Origin of the sequence: Paractinoplanes globisporus DSM 43857 (genome assembly GCF_000379645.1) — a bacterium.
Classification (GTDB): domain Bacteria; phylum Actinomycetota; class Actinomycetes; order Mycobacteriales; family Micromonosporaceae; genus Actinoplanes; species Actinoplanes globisporus.
Genome location: NZ_KB903310.1, coordinates 89,718 through 110,881, shown reverse-complemented (window position 1 = coordinate 110,881; position 21,164 = coordinate 89,718). Strand labels below are relative to the sequence as shown.

Here is a 21,164-nt window from a genome sequence, read left to right as displayed (position 1 = left end):
AAAAGTTTTCTGCTTCGCGGGTAACCAAATCCCGCCTCCGCTGCGTCTCGAACTACAAAGACCGAGAGGCGGATTTTCGATGACGCAGGTGGAGGCGCCCGCCTGGGCGCCCATGACGGACGACGAGCGCGCCCGGTTCGACCGGGACGGGATCCTCGTCATTCCCGGGGTGCTCAGCGAGAGCGAGGTCGAGGTCGGGCGCACTGCGATCCAGGGTGCGTACGAGCGGGCCCAGGAGCCCGGCGGCCACGGGCTGAACGCGACCGGCGCCCTGCACCAGCTCTCCGCGGTGACGTCTGTCCCCGAGCTGGCCTACCTGATCGACCACCCGGTGGCGTTCAAGTACATCTGGTCGATGCTCGGGTGGAACATCCACATCTACCACTCCCACGTGGACGTGCACCCGCAGATCCACGAGAAGCAGAAGGAGTGGTGGCACTGGCACCAGGACGGCGGCCGGCAGAACCGGGAGATCGAGACCGATCCTCGCCCGATGTTCTCCGTGAAGCTCGCCTTCTGGTTCTCCGATGTCAGCGAGACCGGCCGCGGCAACTTCACCGTCATCCCCGGCAGTCACAAGACCAACTGGCTGCCCGGCCCGCCGAGCCGTGGCGTTCCGTGGCCGCAGCCCGAGGGCGCGACCCAGATCACCGCGAACCCCGGCGACCTGGTCGTGTTCGACCGCCGCATCTGGCACGCGCGCTCCGACAACTACTCGACCTTCACCCGCATGGGCGCCTTCTTCGGGTACACGTACCGCTGGATCGCCGGCCGCGACGACGTCGCCCACCTGCCGAACGAGCCGTGGTTCGACAAGCTCAACCCGGTGCAGAAGCAGCTGCTCGGCCACTGCCCCGAGGGCGACGGCACCGGCGACCACGCCTGGGGCCACTACCCGGCGACCACGCCGCTCTACGGCGCGCTCAAGGAGCGGGGCCTGCTCGACTCGAGCATTCCGGCTCTCATCCCGTAAGACCCCGTTAGAGTCCCCTATGTGGGGCAAACCGGGACATTAGACAAGGCGGCGACCGCGGCGGGCCGGCTCATCCTCGAGGCACTCGGGGAGGAGCGCCCGGCGCGGTCGCTGTCTCGTCTCAGCGACTCGCCGCGGGCCGTCCGGCTGCTGCGCGAGCTGTTCACCGTGGCCGTTCGGCGCAGCTTCGTCGGGCGCGAGCCGCGCGACATCACCCGCTACGTGCGGGACCTGCTGGAGTACCAGGCGCTCCCGGCCGGCGGCGAGCTGGCCCGGGAGGCCGAGGCCATGATCCGCGCGGCGATCGGCGAGCCGGAGCTGGCGCACGGCGTGCCCGAGCTGCGCCGCTTCGAACTTATCTGCCACATGGTCGGCGACCTGGTCCGCCCGCCCGGAGCGCCGTCCGGCGAGCTCACCGCCCTGGTCGATCAGGCCGAGCAGCGGGTGGCCCGGTTCGACCGGCCGCGCAACCGGGTGGTCGGCCGGAGGTCGATGTGAAGAAGAACAGGCGCCGGTCGAGCCGTGGCACCGAGCCCGAGCCCGCCCTGCCGCTGCCCGAGCCCGAGGCGGCCAGGGTCGGCGGGCGTCGGCCGCGGCGCGAGCCCGAGGCGCCGCCGCCCGAGCCGGAGGCGGTCAATGCCGGCGCGCGCCGCCCGCGGCGCGGAGCCGAGCCCGTGGTGGAGCTGCCGCCAGACCCGCTGCGCCCCGAGCCGGCGGCGATGGGTGCGCTCTCCGGCCAGCTGCCGCCCGGAACGCCGCGCGGGGCCGGGCTGATCGCCACCGACGCGGGCCGCTATCTGCGGCAGGCCGCGCGCGACGACGCGCCGTCCCGGTTCGGCTCGCCGGACGGCGAGGTAGACGAGTCGGCGCGTCGGGTCTGGGAGATCGCATTCGGTCTGGCGGTGCGGCGGCGATTCGAGCCCGACACCGCGCTCGCCGAGATCAGCCGCACGGTCGCTACGGCCGTGCACGAGCACGCGGCGGCGGGGCTGCCGATCCTCGACGCCGAGATGCTGGTGCGCGCGGCGCTGGGCGAGGTCGTGCCGGTCGGTGACATCGACGGGAGCGTGCTCCTCGGCGTACACCTGCTGCTTTTTGCCTCGCTCGCGGATGAGCTGGCCCTGGGCGACGCCGAATTGGACCAGCTCATCGCGGAAGCCGAGGAGAAAGCCGAAGCCCTGGTGGGCGTGTAGGTCAGGCGGCCAAAGCGGCCAGGTGGTCCTTGACCTGGACGATGGACGGGTTGGTCAGCGCCGACCCGTCGTCGAAGCGCAGCGTGGGGACCGTGCGGTTGCCGCCGTTGACGGTCTGCACGTACTCCGCGGCGGCCTCGTCCTGCTCGATGTCGACGACGTCGTAGGCGATCCCTTCGCGATCGAGCTGCGACTTGAGCCGGTGGCAGTAGCCGCACCAGGACGTCGAATACATGGTCAACATCGGTCAGAGATCCTCTCGCCGGGGTCACATGGCACTCCGCCTTGCCGCATAACGTCAGACCGGGGTGCCATGATTCCCTCCGTGCGGACTGATGCGGTGCTGGCGGGGCTCGACCCCGAGCAGCGGGCGGCGGTGACCGCTCCCGCCGGCCCGGTCTGCATCCTGGCCGGCGCCGGCACCGGCAAGACCCGCGCCATCACCCACCGCATCGCCTATCGCACGCTCACCGGTGAGGTCAGCCCCCGGCACGTCCTGGCCGTCACCTTCACCACCCGCGCCGCCGCCGAGATGCGCGCCCGGCTCGGCGCGCTGGGCGCCACCGGTGTGCAGGCCCGCACGTTCCACGCCGCCGCCCTGCGCCAGGTGCGCTATTTCGCGCCCCGCCTGCTCGAGGGCCGCCAGATGCCCGAGCTGCTGGAATCGAAGGCACGCATGGTCGGCCTGGCCGCCGCCCGGGCCGGGCTCCGCGCCGACCGCACCGGCGCCCGCGACCTGGCCGGCGAGATCGAGTGGGCGAAATCCTCCCTGGTCGAGCCGGGGGAGTATGCGGTGGCCGCCACCAAGGCCCGGCGCGAGCCGCCGCACGACCCGGCCAAGGTCGCCGAGGTCTTCGCGGCCTACGAGACACTCAAGCGTCGCCAGGGCGTCATCGACTTCGAGGACATGCTGCGCGCCGCCGTCTGGGGCATCGAGGAGCACGCCGACGTCGCCGAGGAGATCCGCAACCAGTACCGGCACTTCGTGGTCGACGAGTATCAGGACGTCAACCCCCTTCAGCAGCGCCTGCTCGACGCCTGGCTGGGCGGGCGCGACGACCTCACCGTGGTCGGCGACGCCAGCCAGACGATCTACTCGTTCACCGGTGCCACCGCGTCGTACCTGATCGACTTCCCCCGGCTGCGGCGCGAGGCGGTCGTGGTCCGCCTGGTCCGCGACTACCGCTCGACCCCGCAGGTGGTCGGGCTGGCCAACGCGGTGATCCGGCAGGCCCGCGGGAGCGAGGCGCGTCTGCGGCTCGAGCTGGTCGGCCAGCGCCCGCCCGGCGCCGAGCCCGAGCTCAAGATCTTTCCGGACGAGGGGGGCGAGGCCGCCGCGGTGGCCCGCCGCTGCCGCGAGCTGATCTCCTCGGGCACCTCGGCCAGCGAGATCGCTGTGCTCTTCCGCACCAACGCCCAGTCCGAGACGTATGAGGAGGCCCTCGCCGAGGCCGAGGTGCCCTACGTGGTGCGCGGGGCCGAGCGGTTCTTCGAGCGGCCCGAGATCCGCCAGGCGATGATCGCGTTGCGTGCCGCCGTGCGCTCCACGCCGGGGGAGACCCCGCTCGTGACGGCGGTCGTCGAGGCTCTCGCGGCGACCGGCTGGGCGCGGGAACAGCCCCCGGCCGGCGGCTCGGCCCGCGAGCAGTGGGAGGCGCTGGCCGCTCTCGTCGCCCTCGCCGAGGAGTATGCGAAGGCGCCCACCCTCGTCCCGATCGGCGAGGCCGGCGCCGTGCAGAGGGACGTGTCGCTTGCCGAGTTCAACGCCGAGCTCGCCCGCCGCGCCGAGCAGCAGCACGCGCCGACCGTCGAGGGTGTGACGCTCGCCTCACTTCACTCGGCCAAGGGCCTCGAGTGGGACGCGGTCTTCCTCGTCGGCCTCTCCGACGGCACGCTCCCGACGACGTACGCGAAGACTCCCGAGCAGCTGGAGGAGGAGCGACGCCTGCTCTACGTCGGGGTGACCCGGGCCCGGCAGTGGCTGTGGCTCTCCTACGGCCAGGCCCGCTCGGCCGGTGGCCGCGCCCGGCGTCCCTGCCGCTTCCTGCCGCAGCTCGAGCGCAACTCGCCGACCGAGCGCGCCGCCGACCGCAGTCGGAAACCCGACCGGCGACGCGCGCAGGTGTCCTCCTGCCGGGTCTGCGGCGCCACCCTGCTGGCCGGCGCCGACCGCAAGCTGGGCCGCTGCCCGACCTGCCCGTCCGACCTCGACGAGGATCTTTTCGAGCGCTTCCAGGTGTGGCGGAAGGCCACCGCGGAAGACCTGAAAGTTCCTGCGTACGTCGTGTTCACCGACGCCACCTTGGTCGCTCTGGCCGAGCGGCGGCCGGGCACACCCGCCGAGCTGCTCGCGATCGCCGGGATAGGCCCCCGCAAGCTGAGCCAGTACGGCCCCGCGGTCTTCGCTCTGGTGGGCGGCGCGAGCCCCGGCGAAGCCTCGTCAAAAAAGTTTGAAAACTAGTCCGGAAATTCGTTTGCCCTCTCCTGAGGGGGAGGCATAGCCTCAGAACACACCTTGGCGAGCAGTCCCGCCCGCCTGGGCAAACCATTCGAGTGCAAGGCATATGGAGGAGGTGGCAACGATGGAGATTTACACGATGACGACTCGACCGTCGGCGCCGCTGACCCGTGCCTGCGCTCTGACCGTTCCCGAGCCGAAAGCTCCGGCTCAGGCTGTCCGACCGGTAGCCATCCTGGCTGCCGCGCGGGCTTCGGTTTCGCGGGTGCACCAGGTCCAGATCCAGGCCGAGCTGGCTCAGGCCCTGACGCTTACCGACGGAATCAATGGCACCACTGGGTTCATGGGCATCAATGTCTCCAAGAAGCGCTACGCGGATGGTGGCAGCGGTGTCCCGCCTCGAGGAAGGCCGGTCTGATCAACCAGACCTACCGGCTCACCTCGAGGCCGCGGAACCCGTACAGGGTCCGCGGCCTAATTTTTTGCCGGCTCACCGGCCGGTGCATGACCAGCACTGCGATCCAGAAGATCGTCGAAGAAGAGAGAGGTGACCGGGCTTTATGAGTCTGGCGCTGGCCCCGATCGACGTGAGCGTCGACATCGAGGCAAACCTGCCCTGTCGGAAGTTCGACCCGGACCTGTGGTTCTCGGACTCCCCGGCCCAGCTGGAGCTGGCCAAGTCGCTCTGCGGGGACTGCCCGCTGCGCGTCGAGTGCCTGGCCGGTGCGGTCGAGCGGAACGAGCCCTGGGGTGTCTGGGGCGGCGAGATTTTCGAGCGCGGCGCCGTGGTTCCGCGCAAGCGTCCGCGTGGCCGTCCGCGCAAGGCCGACGTGGCGCGCGACGCCGAGCTGGCCGTCGAGGTCGAGGAGCGGCTCGCCGCGAACGGTCTCGAGTCCCGCAACCAGGTCCGCCTCGCGGCCTGAGATCCCACCAACCCCCTCCCCCTGACGGCCTTCGAGGCCACCAACCGAAAGCAGAGACCAAGATGAGCACGAATGGAGCTTCCAAGATGAGACTTCTCCAAGAAGCGTTGTCCCGGGCCCGAATGCGTCGGCCTCAGCGTGACTACACACCTGAGGCGCACCGCCCCGCTCGACTCGTAGCCATGCGGGCCCATCACCGGGCCTCGCGCGAACTCGGCGGTGGCAGCTACTGAGACCCGGCAACCGATGAGAAGACGGCCCGTCCCCGATGGGGGCGGGCCTTTCTCGTGCCGGAAACGATCAGACGAGACCGGTGAAGAAGACCGCGGCGGCGGCCGCGAGCGAAGCCGGGTCGTCCACGTGACAAAGCTCACGGGCCGAATGCATGGAGAGAAGAGGGGTGCCGACGTCGAGGGTCGGTATGCCGATCCGGGTCGCGGTGAGCGGGCCGATCGTCGACCCGCAAGGGACCGCGTTGTTCGACACGAACGGCTGCCACGGCACCTCGGCCGCCGCGCAGGTGCGCGCCCACAGCGCCGACCCGACCGCGTCGGTCGTATAACGCTGGTTGGCGTTGATCTTCAGGAGTGGCCCGCCGCCGACGATCGGCCGATGCGTGGGGTCGTGCTTCTCGGGCCGGTTGGGATGCACGGCGTGGCCGGCGTCGGCCGAGAGGCACCACGATCCCGGCAGCGAGCGGACGAGATCGATGCCGAGCGCCCGGGCGACCCGGTCGAGCACGTCGGCGAGGAACGGGCCGGACGCGCCGGAACGACTCTCCGAGCCGAGCTCCTCGTGATCGAAGGCGGCGAGAACGGCGATGGCGTCGCCCCGCTCGAACGAAAGCAGGGCGGTCACCCCGGCATGCACGGAGGAGAGATTGTCGAGCCTGGCGGCCGCGAAAAGCGAGGCGCCGAATTGTGCCGGAGCGGCCGAGTCGACCGCGACCACGTCGTGACCGGCGATCTCGGCGGCGTCGATGCCGGCGTCCCGGGCCAGATAGTCGAGCACTTCAGGGCCGTCGACGCCGAGGACCGGCTGCACGTCGCGCTGGCGGTCGGGCGCGAACGAGCTGTTCACCTCGCGGTCGAGGTGGATCGCCAGGTGCGGGATGCGGGCGAGCGGACCGGTGCGGACCAGGTGGACCGTGCCGTCGCGGGTGACGAGCCGGCCCGCGAACTCCAGCTCGCGGTCGAACCAGGAGGCGAGGATCGGGCCGCCGTAGACCTCGACGGACGCCTGGAGCCAGCCGTTCGAGGCGAGCGCGGGCCGCGGCTTGAGCTTGAAGGTCGGCGAGTCGGTGTGCGCGCCGAGGATGCGGAACGGGGTGGTCGCCACGACCCGGCCGGGCACCGCGAGCGCGATCACGGCGCCGTCGCGAACGATGACGACCCGGTCGCCGGGCGAGAGGTGCCACTCGGCGGTCTCGTCCAGCGCGGTGTAGCCGGCCTCGACCAGCCGGCGGGCCGTCTCGGCCGCCGCGTGGTACGAGCTGGGCGAGGCCGTGATGAAGCTGGCAAGATCATCGATGTGTGTGGTGGCGTCCATGCCCTTCATCGAAGCACGGTGGCCACGAAGCCGATCACGCGACCGGCGCGAACCCCGGCAGCCATTTCTCGACGATCGAGCGGTAGGGCGCGGACGCCTCCAGCTGGCACAGCACGCCGATCGAGCCGAGCGTCACCCGGTGGATAAGAAGGTAGGACGGGGGGAGGTTGAGCTTGCGGCTCAGCTGGTAGGCCGGCGAGCGGGGGCTGCCCAGCCGCGCCGCCTCGCCGCGCAGCCAGGAGCGGGTGAACCGGAACTCGTCGACCGCGATCGGCTCGATCATCGGCCGCAGGAACTTCAGCACCGCATCGGCGTCGATCTCGTCGTCCGGCTTGATGAAGCCCTGGTCGCGCAGCCCGTCGGCGACCGCCTCGGCGTCACCGTCGAGCGCGAGCCGCACCAGCCGGCCGATCGGCTCGGGGTGGCCGCCGGGCAGCCGCGCCACCGCGCCGAAGTCGATCACGCCGAGCCGGCCGTCGGGCAGGATCCGGAAGTTGCCCGGGTGCGGGTCGGCGTGCAGCAGCCCGGCCCGGGCCGGGGCCGAGAAGTGCAGGGTGGCCATCAGCCGGCCGGCCTCGTCGCGCTCCTCGGGCGTGCCGTCGGTGATCACCTTGGCCAGCGGGGTGCCCTCGGCCCACTCGGTGACCAGCACCCGCGGCGACGAGGCGATCACCCGGGGGACGTAGATCTCCTCGTCGCCCGCGTAGGCCTCGGCGAACGCCGCCTGGGTCTCGGCCTCGAGCGCGTAGTCGAGCTCCTCGGTGATCCGGGCGCGAAGCTCGGCGAGCAGGGGCTTGATGTCCATGCCCGGCTGGATGATCTTGAACATGCCGGCCAGCAGGGACAGCTGCTTGAGGTCGGCCAGCAGTGCCTCGCCGGCCCCGGGGTACTGCACCTTTACCGCGACCTCGACCGTCTTCTGCCTCGCGTTCTTCCGGGCGCGGGGCAGTTTCCACAGCGCACGGTGCACCTGGCCGATGCTGGCCGCGGCGGCCGGGCTGTCGTCGAACTCGGCGAATTTCTCCCGCCAGTCGTCGCCGAGCTGCTCGGCCATCGCCTTGTGCAGGCTGGCGGCCGGCATCGGCGGTGCCGCCTCCTGCAACTTGGTCAGCGCCTGCCGGTACGGGCCGGCCATCTCCTCGGGCAGCGCGGCCTCGAAGACCGACAGCGCCTGCCCGAATTTCATGGCGCCGCCCTTGAGCTGCCCGAGGACGCTGAACAGCTGCTCGGCGGTGCGCTGCTGGATGTCGGCCGAGATGACGTCGCTGGCGATCCCGACGGCTCGCTTGCCCAGACCCAGGGCGGTGCGCCCGGCGAAGCCCAAGGGCAGCGCGGCCAGCCTCGCGGTGCGGGACGCGGCTCGCCGCGGTATGTCGCTCACCAGATCATTGTGACCGACGGATCGCCGGTCATCCGCCCGCCCGATCCGGCTTCGCCCGATCTGCCGGAAAAGTCGAGACAGAGAACGTCAGCGCGCGCATGAGCACTCCGCATGCGGCTGCCAACTGCGCCGCCGCACCCGCCCGGGCGAGGTGATCTCCGCGGTGGCGGCCGCCGTCTGCGGGACGGTGCCGTCCAGGAAGGCCAGCGCCTCGGCGACCGCGTACGCCGTGGCCGCCAGCAGGGTGCTGACCGCGCACGGTTCCGCGCTCGCCGATCCGGCCGAGACCGGGCCCGGCCAGGTGCGGTCCCGTTCGCGCCGATGCAGGTCGAGACAGTTGAGACAGGGCCGGCCGACGGCGGGGACTAGCGGCCCGATCACGGCGGCGCCCTCCCGGATGGTGACGGCCAGGTGTGGCTGCCGACGGTTGGCCAGAGAAGCGGCCAGCAGTGCCACGGGCTCGTCGTGGTCGAGCTGGATGACCAGGGTCGCGGCGGCCCGGCGTACGCCATGGTTGGTGCCCGGCGCCGAGCGGGAGAGGGCCTCGATGATCGCGTCTCGCCGGGGCCGGCCCACGTCGGCGCCGCGCAGCGGCCCGCCGGCCAGCTCACCCCGGCGCACCAGGCCGGTGACCTCGGGCCGCACGTGACCCACCCCGGCCTGGGCGAGCCCGACCGCGATCGCCGCACCCAGTCGGCCGTGCCCGGCCAGCACCACCTGGGACGCGCCGCGGCGGCGCAGGATCTGGGCCGGGGCGTCGGAGCCGCGCAGGGCCAGGGCCGCCGCCTCACCGGTCAGCCGCTGCCGGGAGTCGGCCGGCATCGTGGGCGGGACCAGCGCCGAGGCCGGCAAGGTGAGACCGGCCGCGCGCAACGTGTCGAGCAGGGCCCGGCAGTCGGACGGCGGGACGCCGAACTCGGCGGCACGCAGCAGGACGAGCCGCTCCGAGCGGCTGCCGTCGAGCAGGTCGAGGACGCGCTCGCAGCGCGGGTCGGGTAGGCGAAGCAGCAGCGCACGGGCCGGGTCGGAGCCGATCTGCAGCTCGCCGGGGCCGCGCCAGACGCGGGGAAGACCGGGAATCAGGGTGGGACGGTTCACCGTGACAGGTTGTCATCGATGGGACGCGGAACGCGTTGGTTGTCCACAGGGCCCCGGGGCCCGTGACACGTATTGTCCACAGCTAAACGCGAGTTATCCACAGGCGCTTGCCGTTATCCACAACAACTCAACGTGTCGGGTTCGACACGGTTATGGGTAGAGCGACACCCCCGGCCCCGCTCTACCCAGCCGGGTGAATCAGGCCTTGGCCTTGCCGAGGATCCGGTTCACGGTCGTGCCACAGACCGGGCACTTGCCCTTGGCCATGTTCATGCCGGTCTTCGACACCTCGACGGTGCCCTGGAAGTCACGCTTCTCCTTGCACTTCACGCAGTAGCCGTTGTACGTGTTGTCGGCCACGGTTCCTCCTCGTCATGTCGTCGGCCGGGGTCGGCCCGATGCAATGTGGCGGCGCCGGCCGCTCCGGCCACGTGGATGTGGCCTCCCCGCCAGGGGCGGTCACTACCCAGGTCCGGCCGTTTCCATGTCTCATCTGCGCCGCCGACGTGAGTGTGCCGGGAGAAAACGCCCTTTTCGCGAAGTTAAGCCCGAACACGCCGGAAATTTCTGGCAAAGACTGGCAAATGGGACGCTGGGCACCGGTTCCGCCCATGCGCTAGGTTGGCCAACCAACGAAGATGTTGCGCCCTGGAAAATTTTTTCGGTTATACGGGGAGAAAGCGCACATATCCGACGCGTGTCATCGGCCGTACTCTTGCGGTGACATGGGTCTCACGGATTAGCGTCTCAACGTGAACCCGAATCTGGGCCGCGCGAGCCGGTAATGGCCCGGACGCGCAAGCCTGTCGTCGAAGTGCGGCGTAGCCAGCGCCGGCGCCGGACGGTGTCCGCTTATCGCGACGGTGAGCGCGTGGTCGTGCTCATCCCGGACCGTTTCTCCCGCGCCGAGGAAACCGAGTGGGTCGAGCGCATGCTCGCCCGCCTGGCCGCCCGCGAGGAACGCATCCGGCGCACGGATGACGAGCTGCTGGCCCGCGCTCGCCGGCTCACGGCACGCTACCTGGCCGATCACACCCACCTGGTGACCCCGGCGAGTGTGCGCTGGGTGACCAACCAGAACGGCCGCTGGGGTTCCTGCACCCCCGACGACGGCACGATCCGCATCTCCCACCGCATCCAGGAGATGCCCGACTGGGTGATCGATTACGTGCTGCTGCACGAGCTGGCCCACCTCGCGGTCCCGTCGCACAACAACCGCTTCTGGGACCTGGTCGCCCGCTACCCCAAGTCCGAGCGGGCCCGAGGCTACCTCGAGGGCATCAGCGCCGCGACGGGCCTCGTTCTCACCGACGACTAATTCATTTGCCCGTACGAGGTCAGCCAGGCCCCGGCGTCCCGAGGGCGAGCTGGGTGCCGTCCCGGCCCCGTGCCGCCCGCATCCGGGCTGAGCTGCAACTCAGGCTAGTGTTGCCCCGTGGTCCGCCGGGTTGTCGCCGCTCTGCTCGTGCCCGTTCCGTGGAGCCCGCCCGGCGTCGACCTGCGGGCCTGGCGCACCGCGCTCGCCGAGGACGTCGTCGACCTCCTGGCCCGCCTCGCGCAGGCCGAGGCCGCGATCGCCACGACCCCGGCGGACCGCGAGCTGGCCGACGAGATCGCCTGGCCCGGCATGCGCGTCTACGAGATCCCCACCCCGACGTACCTGCCCGTGCTGACAGCGGCCGCGGCGGACGGATTCGACCAGGCCGCGGTCATCGCCGCCGACGCACCCGACCTTCCCGGCATGATCCTCGGCAAGCTCCTGCGCCCGCTGGAGAACAAGGCGGTGGCCGTCGCCTCCGGCGGCCCCGGGAACGGCCTGCTCGGCCTGGCCACGAGCCTGCCCGCGCCGGCCTGGCTGGAAGACCACGAGCTGGACACGGCGTCGGCCGCGCTCCTGCGCAAGACGGCGCCGCAACCCGGGGACGTGAGCTCCACGCCCGAGTGGCGGCGCCTGCGCGGCCCGGCCGAGCTCGCCTCGCTCGACCCGGCCCTGGAGGGCTGGGACAACACCCGCGCCCTCCTGGGCGGCTGAGCCCCTACTTCTCGGTCTCCGACGGGCCGTTTTCCTCGGGGCCCTTCTCGTCGGGGGCCTGGCCGAGGTTGTCGAGCTCGCTGATGTCCCAGTCCATGGCGCTCTGGGCGAACACCTCGGGGTTGGCGAAGTCCTCGTCGGTGGGGAGCAGGTCGGGGTGACCCCACAGCGCGTCCCGGCCCTGGATGCCCCGGTGCTCGGTGACGGCCGCCCACAGCGCGCCGGCCTCGCGCAACCGGCGGGGCCGCAACTCGAGGCCGACCAGCGCCGCGAAGGTCTGCTCGGCCGGGCCACCGGCGGCCCGACGACGGCGGAACGCCTCGCCCAGGGCCGACACGCTCGGCAGGCGCTCGCCGGCCGCCGTGTCGACCACGTGGCCCACCCAGCCCTCGATCAGGGCCAGCGCTGTCTCGAGGCGGGCCAGGCTCGCCTTCTGTTGCGGGGTGTCCTCCGGGGTGAAGATGCCCTCGAGGGCCATGGCCTGCATCGACTCGGGGTCGGCCGGGTCGACGCGGCTCATCGCTTCCTCGATGGCCTCGCGGTTGACGGTGATGCCGTTCGCATACGTCTCGACGGCGGTCAGCACGTGCGCCCGCAGCCACGGCACGTGGCCGAACAGCCGCTGGTGGGCCGCCTCGCGCAGGGCCACGTACAGGCGAACCTGATCTTCCGGAAGCTCCAGGCCCTCGCCGTACGCCTTGATGTTGGCCGGGACCAGCGCGGCGGTGCCGGTCGGGCCGAGCGGGAGACCGATGTCGCCGGCCGAGAGCACCTCGGCGGCGAGCTGGCCGAGCGCCTGCCCGAGCTGGCCGCCGAAGAGCGCGCCGCCGAGCGTGGCGACCATCGACTGCATGGGGCCGAGCTGCGCTTTTGCTTCCTCGGGCACCAGGTCGCCCATCGCGCCCACCATGCGGCCCGCGATCGGGTCGCACAGCTTCTTCCACACGTCGAGGGTGTTGTAGATCCACTCGTTGCGGTTCCACGCGGCGGCCACGCGGATGCCGCTGGGCAGGGCGGAGACCGGGTCGATCCACAGGTCGGCGAGGCGGAGGGCCTCTTCCACCTGGTGGCGCTCGAACATGTTGACCGCCGGGTCACCGGAGGCGGAGAGCTGGCCGGCCGCGACCTGCCGGGCCATGTCCCAGTTCACCGGGCCGCTGCCGGGGCCGCCGGCGAACATCCGCTGCAGGTCCGCCATGAACTGCTGCATCTGCTGCGGGTCGGAGGGGTCGGGCGGCTGCGCGCCCGGCAGGCTGAAACCGAACGGGATATCAGGCACGTAGTCAACCGTACGCGCGAATCGCACGCTCCGGACCGATGGCGGTGTCAGCTCAGAGAGAACTCAGGGTGGGACGATAGTCTCTCGCGCATGAGACGTCGCGGTGTCACAGTCATCCTCGGCGCCCTGCTCACCGCCCTGCTGGCAGTCGGTGTCATGGCGGCGCCGCTGCCGTACGTCGTGCTGAAGCCGGGACCGACGGTGAACACGCTCGGTTCCAGCGACGGCACCGAGGTCATCCAGGTGACGAACTCCAAGACCACGGAGTCGTCCGGGCAGTTGCGGCTGACCACTGTGAATGTGCAGTCGCAGGTGGAGCTCGTGTGGGCGATCAGCAGCTGGTTCAGTAAGAAGGACGCGGTGGTCCCGCGCGCGCTGATCTACCCGCCCGGCCAGACCGAGAAACAGGTCGAGCAGCAGAACGCGCAGGAGTGGACCGAGTCGCAGGACAGCGCCGTGACGGTCGCGCTGACGAAACTGGGCTACCCCGTCCAGACGTACGTGAAAAGCGTGACCGCCGGGGGCGCCGCGACCGGACTGCTCAAGGCCGGCGACGTGATCACCTCGGTGAACGGTGCGAAGGTCACCAGCCCGACCGCGCTCACCGACGCCCTGCGGGCCAAGCCGGCCGGCACCACCTTCACGATCGGCTACACGCGCTCCGGCCAGGACGCCACCGTCAAGGTCACGACCAAGGCGAGCGGCAGCGACAAGACGCCGCGCCTGGGCATAGAGATCGACACGAAACAGAACGCCCCCTTCAAGGTCGAGATCGACCTCGACAAGATCGGCGGACCCAGCGCCGGCCTCATGTTCACGCTCGGGATCATCGACAAGCTCGAGCCGGAAGACCTCACCGGCGGCAAGATAATCGCCGGGACCGGCACGATCGACGACGCCGGCAACGTCGGACCGATCGGCGGCATCCCGCAGAAGCTGGTCGGCGCCAAGAGCGCCGGCGCTCAAATCTTCCTCGTGCCGAAAGACAACTGCGCCGAAGCACTCAAGAACGCCGTGTCCGGCCTGCCGATGGCCGAGGTGGCCACGGTGGACGACGCCCTCACCGCGCTCAAGACCTTCATCGCGGGCGGCACTCCCAAGCCGTGCTCGGCCTCGTGACCGATGTCGTAATGTGAGACACCGGTCGCCCCGATTGATGTGTGGAGCCCACGTTGGTTATGCGTAACAGCCCTCTACCGAGGATGAGCCGGCGCGGTCGCGTCACCGTCGGCGTCCTGGTCGGGGTCTTCCTTCTTTTCACGTTGCTCGGTTGGGGCATCGACGCGTACACCGACTATCTGTGGTTCAACGAGGTCGACTTCGTCAACGTCTTCTCCGGCGTGCTGGTGACCCGGCTGCTGCTCTTCGTGATCATCGGCCTCGCGGTCGCCCTGATCATCGCCGGTAACCTCTACCTCGCGTACCGGCTCCGGCCGCTGCTCCGGCCGCACTCGGCCGAGCAGGCCACCCTCGAGCGGTACCGGATGGTCATCGCCCCGCGCCTCGGCACCTGGATCACCGTGCTCTGCGTGATCATCGGCTTCTTCGCCGGCCTGTCCGCCCAGGGCCAGTGGAAACAGTGGATGCTCTTCCAGAACGCCCAGCCGTTCAACATCGACGACCCGCAGTTCAAGATGGACATCGGGTTCTACATCTTCGACTACCCGCTCTGGCGTTACCTGCTCGGCGTCGCGTTCACCGCGGTCGTGCTCTCGGTGCTCGGCGCGCTCGCCGTTCACTACATCTTCGGCGGGGTACGGCTGCAGGGCGTCGGCGACCGTATGACGACCGCGGCCCGGGCCCACCTGACCACGCTGGTCGCGATCTTCGTGCTGCTCAAGGCCGTGGCGTACGTCCTGGACCGGCGGGCCCTGCTGCTCGAGCAGCATGTGTCGCCGGGGCTCTACGGCGCCGGCTACACCGACGTCAACGCGCTGTTACCGGCCAAGGAGATCCTCGCGTACATCTCCATCGTGGTGGCGATCGCGATCATCGTGTTCTCCAACGCGGGCATGCGCAACCTGGTCTGGCCCGGCGTCTCGCTCGCCATGCTGGCCATCTCCGCGGTCGCGATCGGCGGTATCTACCCCCTCGCCGTGCAGAACTTCTCGGTGAAGCCCAGCCTCGCCGACAAGGAACGGCCGTACATCCAACGGTCGATCAACGCGACCCGAGCCGCCTTCGGCCTGGAAACCACCGAGGACCAGCGCTATCAGGCCAACAACGTGGTGCCGCCCGCGACGCTGGCCAGCGACACGAGCGCTCAGAACGCCCGGCTCGTCGACCCGCAACTGGTGTCCCAGGCGTTCACCCAGTCCCAGCAGTCCCGCGGCTTCTACGACTTCGGCAAGAAACTCGACGTCGACCGGTACACGATCGACAACAACACCGCCGACTACGTGGTGGGCGCCCGCGAGATCAACGACGACAAGCTGACCCCGCAGCAGCGAAACTGGCTCAACCGGCACACGGTCTACACCCACGGCTACGGCCTGGTGGCGGCCCCGGCCAACGAGGTGGTCTGCGGCGGCCTGCCGTACTTCGTCTCCGGCTTCCTCGGTGACGACCGTCCGCCCGGCTGCTCCTCGAAGACCGACGAGATCAAGGTCACCCAGCCGCGCATCTACTACGGCGAGCAGTCCACCGAGTACGCGATCGTCGGCCAGACCGACAAGAGCAAGAACGTCGAGTTCGACCGGCCGCAGGAGGGGAACAACAACGCCGAGGAGCTGTACACGTACAGCGGCAAGGGCGGCGTGCCGATCGGCTCGTTCTTCCGCCGGCTGGTCTTCTCGATCAAGCTGACCGAGAGCAACTTCCTGCTTTCCGACGCGGTCAACTCGAACTCGAAGCTCATGTACATCCGCGACCCGCGGTCCAGGGTTGAGAAGGTCGCGCCGTTCCTCACGATCGACGGCGACCCGTACCCGGCGGCCGTCGACGGACGGATCGTCTGGATCCTCGACGGGTACACGACGGCGAACACGTACCCGTACTCGCAGAAGGTCAACCTGGCCAACGAGACCAAGGACGAGCTCACCGGGCAGGGGCAGTTCGCGCTGGCCCGGGACGACGTCAACTACATGCGCAACTCGGTGAAGGCGACCGTCGACGCGTACGACGGCACCGTCAAGCTGTACGAGTTCGACGACCAGGACCCGCTGCTCAAGGCGTGGAACAAGGCCTTCGGCGGCCACCTGATCATCCCGAAGGCGCAGACGCCGGCGTCGCTCGCGGCGCACTTCCGGTACCCGCAGGACCTGTTCAAGGTGCAGCGGAACCTGCTGACCAAGTTCCACGTCACCGACCCGCGGACGTTCTTCTCCGGCCAGGACAACTGGCAGGTGCCCAACGCCCCCGACGAGCCGTCCAGCAACGTCAAGCAGCCGCCGTTCTACCTCAACGTGCAACTGCCCAACCAGGACAGCACCCGGTTCCAGCTCACCGCCGGCGTGACACCGTTCAACCGGGAAAACCTCGCGGCGCTGATCTCGGGCTCGTACGTCAACAACAAACCCAATCTGCAGATCCTCGAATTACCCGACCAGACCGTCATTCCCGGCCCGGTTCAGGTCCATCAAAAGATGACCAACAACGCCGCGGTCAGACAGCAGCTCAGCCTGCTCTCGACCAACAACAACCAGGCGCAGGTCCTCTACGGCAACCTGATATCCCTGCCGGTCGAGAACGGCATCCTGTACGTCGAGCCCGTCTACGTGAAGACCGGCAACCAGGACAGCGCCGCCCCGCTGCTGCAGAAGGTCCTCATGTCGTACGGCGACGGCGGCACCTACGTCGTGCTCGCCGACAGCCTCAAACAGGGCCTCGACGCGCTGGTCACCCAGGGCAAACAGAACACCAACCCGGGCCAGACCCCCAACCAGGGGCAGACCGGCAACAACAACAACGGCAACACCAGCGGAGGCTCGCCGCCGCCGTCGCTCAGCACCGAGCTCGCACAGGCGGCTGCCGAGGTCGACCAGGCCATCAACAACGTCCGGACCGCACAGCAATCCGGCGACTTCGCCAAGTACGGCGAGGCGCTGCAGGCCCTCGACGCCGCGATGACCAAGTTCCAGGCCGCCCAGCAGGCCGCCGCCGGCACCAAGCCGTCCGGCTCGGCCACGTCCGGGCCGTCCACACCGGCGACACCAACGCCGACCCCCAGCGGATGACGTGACGCGCGTGACCCGGAGGCCGTTTTGCAGACGACCTCCGGGTTGCGCTAGTGTTAACGAGCCGACGCGGGGTGGAGCAGCTCGGTAGCTCGCTGGGCTCATAACCCAGAGGTCGCAGGTTCAAATCCTGTCCCCGCTACGAGTCCTGAGGCCGCATGTCCGCAAAAAGCGCGGACGTGCGGCCTCTTCGCATGTCTGCTCAGGGGGCCGAGCCCCCTGAAACCCCCACGGTGCGGCAGCTTGCGCGCCGTCGTGGGTCCTTCGCATTCTGCTCGGGGGGCCGAGCCCCCTGAAACCCCCATGGTGCGGCAGCTTGCGCGCCGAGCCCCCTGAAACCCCACGGTGCGGCAGCTTTGCGGGTCGTGGGTCCTTCGCATTCTCGCTGAAGGCCCGCCCTTAGCGGCCGGGTGGTGTGGGGACTTGGGCTTGTGGCGCCTTGCGCTGGGGGGCGTGGGCGTTTGGGGTGGGGGTGGGGGTGGGGGGTGGCGGTGTAGCGTGACATTTGGTGACGGTGGTGGCTCATCGTCTGACGTTGCTCCGGACCCCGGCAGCGCACCGCGTTGACCGTGTGGCGTTGGAGCAATTGTGATCGTTGATATCCGTTGTGTATGGGTCGAGCCTGCGTGGGTGCACCGTGGGCGGGCATAGCACCGTGGGCGCGCGTAGCTGGGGGACGCAGGCGCTTCGGGCGCCGTATCTGGTCGCGGCCAGCACCTATGGGCGTGGCGTGTCGGTGGGTGTTGTCGCCGATGCGGGTACGGCTGTGGTGGAGATGACGGTGCATGGGCCGTGGTCGCAGCATCTCGACAGTCAGGTGACGGCGGGACTGCGGCTGTGCCGGGCGGGACCGTGCGCGTCGGTCATCATCGACCTTCATGATCTCAGTGACCCGTATGGGTTGAGCTATCCGTTCTGGTCGGAGGCGGTCCGGGAGGCATCGGTGGGGCCGGCGCCGGTGTGGCTGGCGTTGTGTGTGCGGGGGATGACGACGCTTGATGGTCGGCTGGGCGCTTCGGATGGGCAGAATTCGCTCGTGTTCGCCACCATGCCCGAGGCGCGGACGGCGATCGCCGGCCTGCTGTCGCGCACCCGCCGGGTGCAGGCTCGCCTCGCGCCGGAGGCGGCGTCCGTCCGGGCCGCGCGAGATCTCGTCGCGCGGGCGTGTCACGCCTGGCATCTGCCGCAGGTGCACGATGCCTGCTTGGTCGTGTCGGAGTTGGCGGCCAACGCCGTGGAGCATGCGGGCACCGAGTTCGTGGTGACCGCGTCCACGGATGCCGTCCGGCTGCACGTCGCGGTTCGGGACGGCGCTCCTCAATATCCAGAACTGGGCGAGCAGGCACTCGTCGACCAGCCGGCGTCGATCAACATGCGGGGGCGAGGCCTGCGGCTGGTCCACGCGGTGTCCACCGCGTGGGGTGCCATGCCGGCCCGCGTCGGCAAGGTCGTCTGGGCCACGGTGCCCCCGAGCCCGCCCTTGTAGCACCGTGCCGTGCTACCGGTGGCCGCCGGACAAACCGGGCGGCTAGGCGGAAACGGAGCGGCCGACCGAGTTCAGGTGACGTAACGCCTGCGCGTACGAGGCGATCAGGCCGCTCTCCAGGTAGGGCACCTGGTGGGTGCGGCAGAACTCCTTGACGATGTGCTGGGCGTGGCGCAGGTTTCCGCGAGGCATCGAGGGAAACAGGTGGTGTTCGATCTGGTAGTTGAGGCCGCCGAGAGCGAAGTCGGTGGACCAGCGTCCGCGCACGTTGCGCGAGGTGAGAACCTGGCGATTGAGGAAGTCGGCCGCTTCGGCGTCGGTCAGGCTGGGCATGCCCTTGTGGTTCGGCGCGAAGGAGCAGCCCATGTACAGGCCGAACAAACCTTGATGGACGGCGATGAAGACGACCGCCTTGAGCGGTGACATGATCAGGAAAACCGTCGCCAGGTACGCGGCGAGGTGCGTGGCGATCAGCAGCAGCTCCCGGAGACGGGGCCGGCCGCGGTCGGCCACCAGATGCCTGATGCTGGACACCCGAAGGTTGATCGCCTCGAGCAACAACAGCGGGAAGAACGTCCAGGCCTGCCTGCGGTAGAAGGCGCGCCCGACCCGGCCGCTGCGAAGGACCTGCCGGACCGTGAACGCGATCGCACCCGCGCCCACGTCAGGATCCTTCTCCTCGTCGTTCGGGTGGGCGTGATGGCGGTTGTGCTTGTCGATCCACCATCCGTAGCTGAAACCCACGCAGAGGTTGGCCAGCAGAACGCCGAGTCGTTCGTTTGTCCTCGCCGAGGTGAAGATCTGCCGGTGACCGGCGTCGTGTCCCAGAAATCCGAGCTGCGTGGAGATCACTGCGAAGTACGCGGCCAGGCTGACCTGCCACCACGAATCGCCCAGGAGAACGAACGCCGCGACGCCCACGGCGCACATGGTGAGCAGGACGGTCGCGTGCCGGACGTAGTAGGCGGGCCGTCGCTCGAGCAGGCCGGCCTGTTTGATCTGCCGAGACAGCTCGGCGTATTTGCTACCCCGCGATCGGGGAACCGTTAGGTCGCGTGTGACTGGTGAGGCGCTTGTGGATGGCATCTGTCCGCTCCCGATGAACTCCGACGACTGGGGGATCTGCCGCCGGGGTCCTGGGCGAACTCGTGCTCTGCGTTCAGGCTAGCTTGTCGACGCGCCCGTTAGTTCGGGCGCGGCTGGTGGTCACGGGCGATAGAGGTCGGGAACGCTGGCGAAGTCGGTGACGATCACATGGGCGAGATCGACCAGCCGGTAGTTGTGGCTGCGGGCGTATCTCCGGATGATGTCGAACGCGTCGTCGACGCTGGTCGCTCTGGCCTGGGCGACCGCGCCCTTGGCCTGTTCGATCACGATCCGGCTGTTCAGGGCGCCCTGCAACTGCTCGGTGAGCACCTCGCCGCGCCGGATGGCACGTTCCTGCAGCAGGCCGATCGTGGCCACGTCGGCCAGGGCCTGCATGATCGGCACGTCGTTCCCGGTGAGCAGCCTGCCCCTCGTGTTGCCGAAGACGTTCATAGCGCCGATCACACGTTCGCGCAGCCGTAGCGGAAACGCGTGCACGGACAGGAACCCGGCCGCCGTGGCCCGTGGCGCGAACAGAGGCCACCGGTCGGCGGCGGCCGTCAGGTCCACGTTGATCACCGGCTCGCCGGTCCGGAACGACTCGAGGCACGGCCCTTCCTGGTTCTGCAGCTGGAAGAGCTCCACCAGCCGTACGTTCTCGTTGGTGCCGGCCATGAACTCCAGCCGGCCGCGCTGGTCGGCCAGCATCAAGCCGACCGCGCTGGCCTCCACCAGGCTGGCCGCGCGCTCGGTGAGCATGTGCAGAAAATCGAGCAGGTCGAACTCGTCGACGAGCGTGTCCGCGACCTCCACGAAGATCGCCGCTAACCGCTCTCCCGAAACGGTGGTCATGCATGCCTCCCGGCGTTCTCGGTCACAGACATGTTCACGGCGTGTCCAGGTCGAATCTGAGCGTTCGATTCACGATGTCCCGGGCCACATCGTCGAGCCGGCGATCCTCGGCGAACGCGTAGGCCCTCATCCGCACCAGCGCCTCGTCGAGCGCGATTCCCAGCTGGATCATGACCATTCCTTGCGCCTGGTACAACTGTGCTCGGTTTCCCACATCCCAGGCAAGCCCATCCGTGTCGCCCCGCCGGCCCTCCTCCTCCTGCCGGTCGAGCAGGCCCTCCACCGTGGCGTCCGCGAGGTGGAGCGCGATCTCCAACTCGGCCTCGGACAGTGGGCCGGGCTGCCGGCGGAAGACATCCAGCATGCCGAGCCGGGCGGCACCGACCTGCAACGGGAAGGCGAACACCGCCCCCACCCCGCCCTCCCGGACCGCGGGCGCGTAGGCCGGCCACCGGGACATCGCCGGGCCCGACAGGTCGGCGATCAATACCGGACGCCGACTCTCGATCGCGTCGATGCACGGACCCTCGCCGAGCGTGAACTGCAGCTCTTCGAGGCGCTCAATGACCGGGTCGGAGGCGGCGGACAGGCCGCGCAGGCCGTCGCCCGTCAGTACGGTGACGGCCGCACCGAGCGCCGCCAGCTCTCGCGCCGCGACCAGGCACACCCGCCCCAACAGG

At 69.7% G+C, this 21,164-nt stretch carries 20 protein-coding genes and 1 tRNA gene; 12 read left to right on the top strand and 9 right to left on the bottom strand.

The features are described 5' to 3' along the window. Nucleotides 1–79: 79 nt before the first annotated feature. Genes A3CQ_RS0125550 through A3CQ_RS0125540 form a run of 3 tightly spaced genes read left to right on the top strand, consistent with a single transcriptional unit; the run spans nt 80 to nt 2,166 of the window. Nucleotides 80–973, top strand: coding sequence for a phytanoyl-CoA dioxygenase family protein (locus A3CQ_RS0125550; RefSeq protein ID WP_020513795.1), 894 nt, complete (start codon nt 80–82; stop codon nt 971–973). A gap of 21 nt (nt 974–994) precedes the next feature. Next, complete coding sequence (locus A3CQ_RS0125545; RefSeq protein WP_020513794.1) at nt 995–1,471, top strand: hypothetical protein; 477 nt, start codon at nt 995–997, stop codon at nt 1,469–1,471. Then, nucleotides 1,468–2,166, top strand: a complete 699-nt coding sequence (locus A3CQ_RS0125540; RefSeq protein WP_026206182.1) for a hypothetical protein — start codon at nt 1,468–1,470, stop codon at nt 2,164–2,166. Before A3CQ_RS0125545 ends, A3CQ_RS0125540 begins: the two co-directional genes overlap by 4 nt. Nucleotide 2,167: 1 nt before the next feature. Here A3CQ_RS0125540 and A3CQ_RS0125535 read toward each other — a convergent pair whose 3' ends face one another. After that, the gene (locus A3CQ_RS0125535; protein WP_020513793.1) at nt 2,168–2,410 is read right to left on the bottom strand and encodes a mycoredoxin; all 243 of its coding nucleotides are present in this window, start codon (nt 2,408–2,410) and stop codon (nt 2,168–2,170) included. A gap of 69 nt (nt 2,411–2,479) precedes the next feature. Between A3CQ_RS0125535 and A3CQ_RS53970 the strand changes: the two genes are divergently transcribed. The 3 genes from A3CQ_RS53970 to A3CQ_RS0125525 all read left to right on the top strand — a co-directional run bounded on the left by A3CQ_RS53970 (nt 2,480) and on the right by A3CQ_RS0125525 (nt 5,547). After that, a complete protein-coding gene (locus tag A3CQ_RS53970) occupies nt 2,480–4,627 on the top strand; it encodes an ATP-dependent DNA helicase UvrD2 (RefSeq protein WP_040432816.1) in 2,148 nt (715 codons plus the stop codon). A 121-nt stretch (nt 4,628–4,748) separates the two neighbouring features. Next, nucleotides 4,749–5,042, top strand: coding sequence for a hypothetical protein (locus A3CQ_RS61005; RefSeq protein ID WP_084699214.1), 294 nt, complete (start codon nt 4,749–4,751; stop codon nt 5,040–5,042). Nucleotides 5,043–5,184: 142 nt separating this feature from the next. Continuing rightward, nucleotides 5,185–5,547, top strand: coding sequence for a WhiB family transcriptional regulator (locus A3CQ_RS0125525; protein ID WP_020513791.1), 363 nt, complete (start codon nt 5,185–5,187; stop codon nt 5,545–5,547). 300 nt (nt 5,548–5,847) lie between these two features. Here the strand turns inward: A3CQ_RS0125525 and A3CQ_RS0125520 are convergent, their stop codons facing one another. From A3CQ_RS0125520 to A3CQ_RS61745, 4 genes are all read right to left on the bottom strand, one after another. Continuing rightward, entirely contained in the window at nt 5,848–7,104 is a 1,257-nt protein-coding gene (locus A3CQ_RS0125520; protein WP_026206181.1) for a M18 family aminopeptidase, read from the bottom strand. A gap of 25 nt (nt 7,105–7,129) precedes the next feature. Continuing rightward, nucleotides 7,130–8,476, bottom strand: a complete 1,347-nt coding sequence (locus A3CQ_RS0125515) for an ABC1 kinase family protein (protein WP_020513789.1) — start codon at nt 8,474–8,476, stop codon at nt 7,130–7,132. 87 nt (nt 8,477–8,563) lie between these two features. Next, nucleotides 8,564–9,574: a hypothetical protein gene (locus tag A3CQ_RS0125510; protein WP_020513788.1), complete on the bottom strand. Its 1,011-nt coding sequence runs from the start codon at nt 9,572–9,574 to the stop codon at nt 8,564–8,566. A 198-nt stretch (nt 9,575–9,772) separates the two neighbouring features. Continuing rightward, the gene (locus A3CQ_RS61745) at nt 9,773–9,934 is read right to left on the bottom strand and encodes a DUF5679 domain-containing protein (RefSeq protein ID WP_015625326.1); all 162 of its coding nucleotides are present in this window, start codon (nt 9,932–9,934) and stop codon (nt 9,773–9,775) included. A 424-nt stretch (nt 9,935–10,358) separates the two neighbouring features. Here A3CQ_RS61745 and A3CQ_RS0125500 point away from each other — a divergent pair, with 424 nt between their 5' ends. Both A3CQ_RS0125500 and A3CQ_RS0125495 read left to right on the top strand, forming a co-directional pair. Next, the gene (locus A3CQ_RS0125500) at nt 10,359–10,892 is read left to right on the top strand and encodes a M48 metallopeptidase family protein (RefSeq protein WP_026206180.1); all 534 of its coding nucleotides are present in this window, start codon (nt 10,359–10,361) and stop codon (nt 10,890–10,892) included. A 117-nt stretch (nt 10,893–11,009) separates the two neighbouring features. Beyond that, nucleotides 11,010–11,606 carry a hypothetical protein gene (locus A3CQ_RS0125495; protein WP_026206179.1) on the top strand — a complete coding sequence of 199 codons (597 nt, stop codon included), beginning with the start codon at nt 11,010–11,012 and terminating at the stop codon, nt 11,604–11,606. 4 nt (nt 11,607–11,610) lie between these two features. Here A3CQ_RS0125495 and A3CQ_RS0125490 read toward each other — a convergent pair whose 3' ends face one another. Then, entirely contained in the window at nt 11,611–12,816 is a 1,206-nt protein-coding gene (locus tag A3CQ_RS0125490; protein ID WP_505558656.1) for a zinc-dependent metalloprotease, read from the bottom strand. Nucleotides 12,817–12,975: 159 nt separating this feature from the next. Here A3CQ_RS0125490 and A3CQ_RS0125485 point away from each other — a divergent pair, with 159 nt between their 5' ends. The 4 genes from A3CQ_RS0125485 to A3CQ_RS53965 all read left to right on the top strand — a co-directional run bounded on the left by A3CQ_RS0125485 (nt 12,976) and on the right by A3CQ_RS53965 (nt 18,546). Beyond that, nucleotides 12,976–14,004 (top strand): YlbL family protein, encoded by a 1,029-nt coding sequence (locus A3CQ_RS0125485; RefSeq protein ID WP_020513784.1) that lies wholly within the window; start codon nt 12,976–12,978, stop codon nt 14,002–14,004. Nucleotides 14,005–14,087: 83 nt separating this feature from the next. Further along, nucleotides 14,088–17,060 (top strand): UPF0182 family membrane protein, encoded by a 2,973-nt coding sequence (locus A3CQ_RS0125480; protein WP_020513783.1) that lies wholly within the window; start codon nt 14,088–14,090, stop codon nt 17,058–17,060. Between the two features lie 68 nt (nt 17,061–17,128). Next, nucleotides 17,129–17,202, top strand: a tRNA-Met gene (locus A3CQ_RS0125475). A gap of 513 nt (nt 17,203–17,715) precedes the next feature. Next, a complete protein-coding gene (locus A3CQ_RS53965) occupies nt 17,716–18,546 on the top strand; it encodes an ATP-binding protein (protein ID WP_157296292.1) in 831 nt (276 codons plus the stop codon). Between the two features lie 42 nt (nt 18,547–18,588). Here the strand turns inward: A3CQ_RS53965 and A3CQ_RS53960 are convergent, their stop codons facing one another. From A3CQ_RS53960 to A3CQ_RS0125455, 3 genes are all read right to left on the bottom strand, one after another. Then, nucleotides 18,589–19,632, bottom strand: coding sequence for a fatty acid desaturase family protein (locus tag A3CQ_RS53960; protein ID WP_051115348.1), 1,044 nt, complete (start codon nt 19,630–19,632; stop codon nt 18,589–18,591). Between the two features lie 120 nt (nt 19,633–19,752). Continuing rightward, the gene (locus A3CQ_RS0125460; RefSeq protein ID WP_020513780.1) at nt 19,753–20,484 is read right to left on the bottom strand and encodes a GAF and ANTAR domain-containing protein; all 732 of its coding nucleotides are present in this window, start codon (nt 20,482–20,484) and stop codon (nt 19,753–19,755) included. 34 nt (nt 20,485–20,518) lie between these two features. After that, nucleotides 20,519–21,151, bottom strand: coding sequence for a GAF and ANTAR domain-containing protein (locus tag A3CQ_RS0125455; RefSeq protein WP_245577330.1), 633 nt, complete (start codon nt 21,149–21,151; stop codon nt 20,519–20,521). Nucleotides 21,152–21,164 lie beyond the last annotated feature (13 nt).

Excerpts from the sequence above, each read along its gene's own strand:
- A3CQ_RS0125550 (WP_020513795.1), top strand. The coding sequence starts at position 80 with ATGACGCAGGTGGAGGCGCCCGCCTGGGCGCCCATGACGGACGACGAG.
- A3CQ_RS0125535 (WP_020513793.1), bottom strand. The coding sequence starts at position 2,410 with ATGTTGACCATGTATTCGACGTCCTGGTGCGGCTACTGCCACCGGCTC.
- A3CQ_RS0125490 (WP_505558656.1), bottom strand. The coding sequence starts at position 12,816 with ATGCAGCAGTTCATGGCGGACCTGCAGCGGATGTTCGCCGGCGGCCCC.
- A3CQ_RS0125485 (WP_020513784.1), top strand. The coding sequence starts at position 12,976 with ATGAGACGTCGCGGTGTCACAGTCATCCTCGGCGCCCTGCTCACCGCC.
- A3CQ_RS0125500 (WP_026206180.1), top strand. The coding sequence starts at position 10,359 with ATGGCCCGGACGCGCAAGCCTGTCGTCGAAGTGCGGCGTAGCCAGCGC.
- A3CQ_RS53970 (WP_040432816.1), top strand. The coding sequence starts at position 2,480 with ATGATTCCCTCCGTGCGGACTGATGCGGTGCTGGCGGGGCTCGACCCC.
- A3CQ_RS53960 (WP_051115348.1), bottom strand. The coding sequence starts at position 19,632 with ATGCCATCCACAAGCGCCTCACCAGTCACACGCGACCTAACGGTTCCC.
- A3CQ_RS0125525 (WP_020513791.1), top strand. The coding sequence starts at position 5,185 with ATGAGTCTGGCGCTGGCCCCGATCGACGTGAGCGTCGACATCGAGGCA.
- A3CQ_RS61005 (WP_084699214.1), top strand. The coding sequence starts at position 4,749 with ATGGAGATTTACACGATGACGACTCGACCGTCGGCGCCGCTGACCCGT.
- A3CQ_RS0125480 (WP_020513783.1), top strand. The coding sequence starts at position 14,088 with ATGAGCCGGCGCGGTCGCGTCACCGTCGGCGTCCTGGTCGGGGTCTTC.
- A3CQ_RS0125520 (WP_026206181.1), bottom strand. The coding sequence starts at position 7,104 with ATGAAGGGCATGGACGCCACCACACACATCGATGATCTTGCCAGCTTC.
- A3CQ_RS0125460 (WP_020513780.1), bottom strand. The coding sequence starts at position 20,484 with ATGACCACCGTTTCGGGAGAGCGGTTAGCGGCGATCTTCGTGGAGGTC.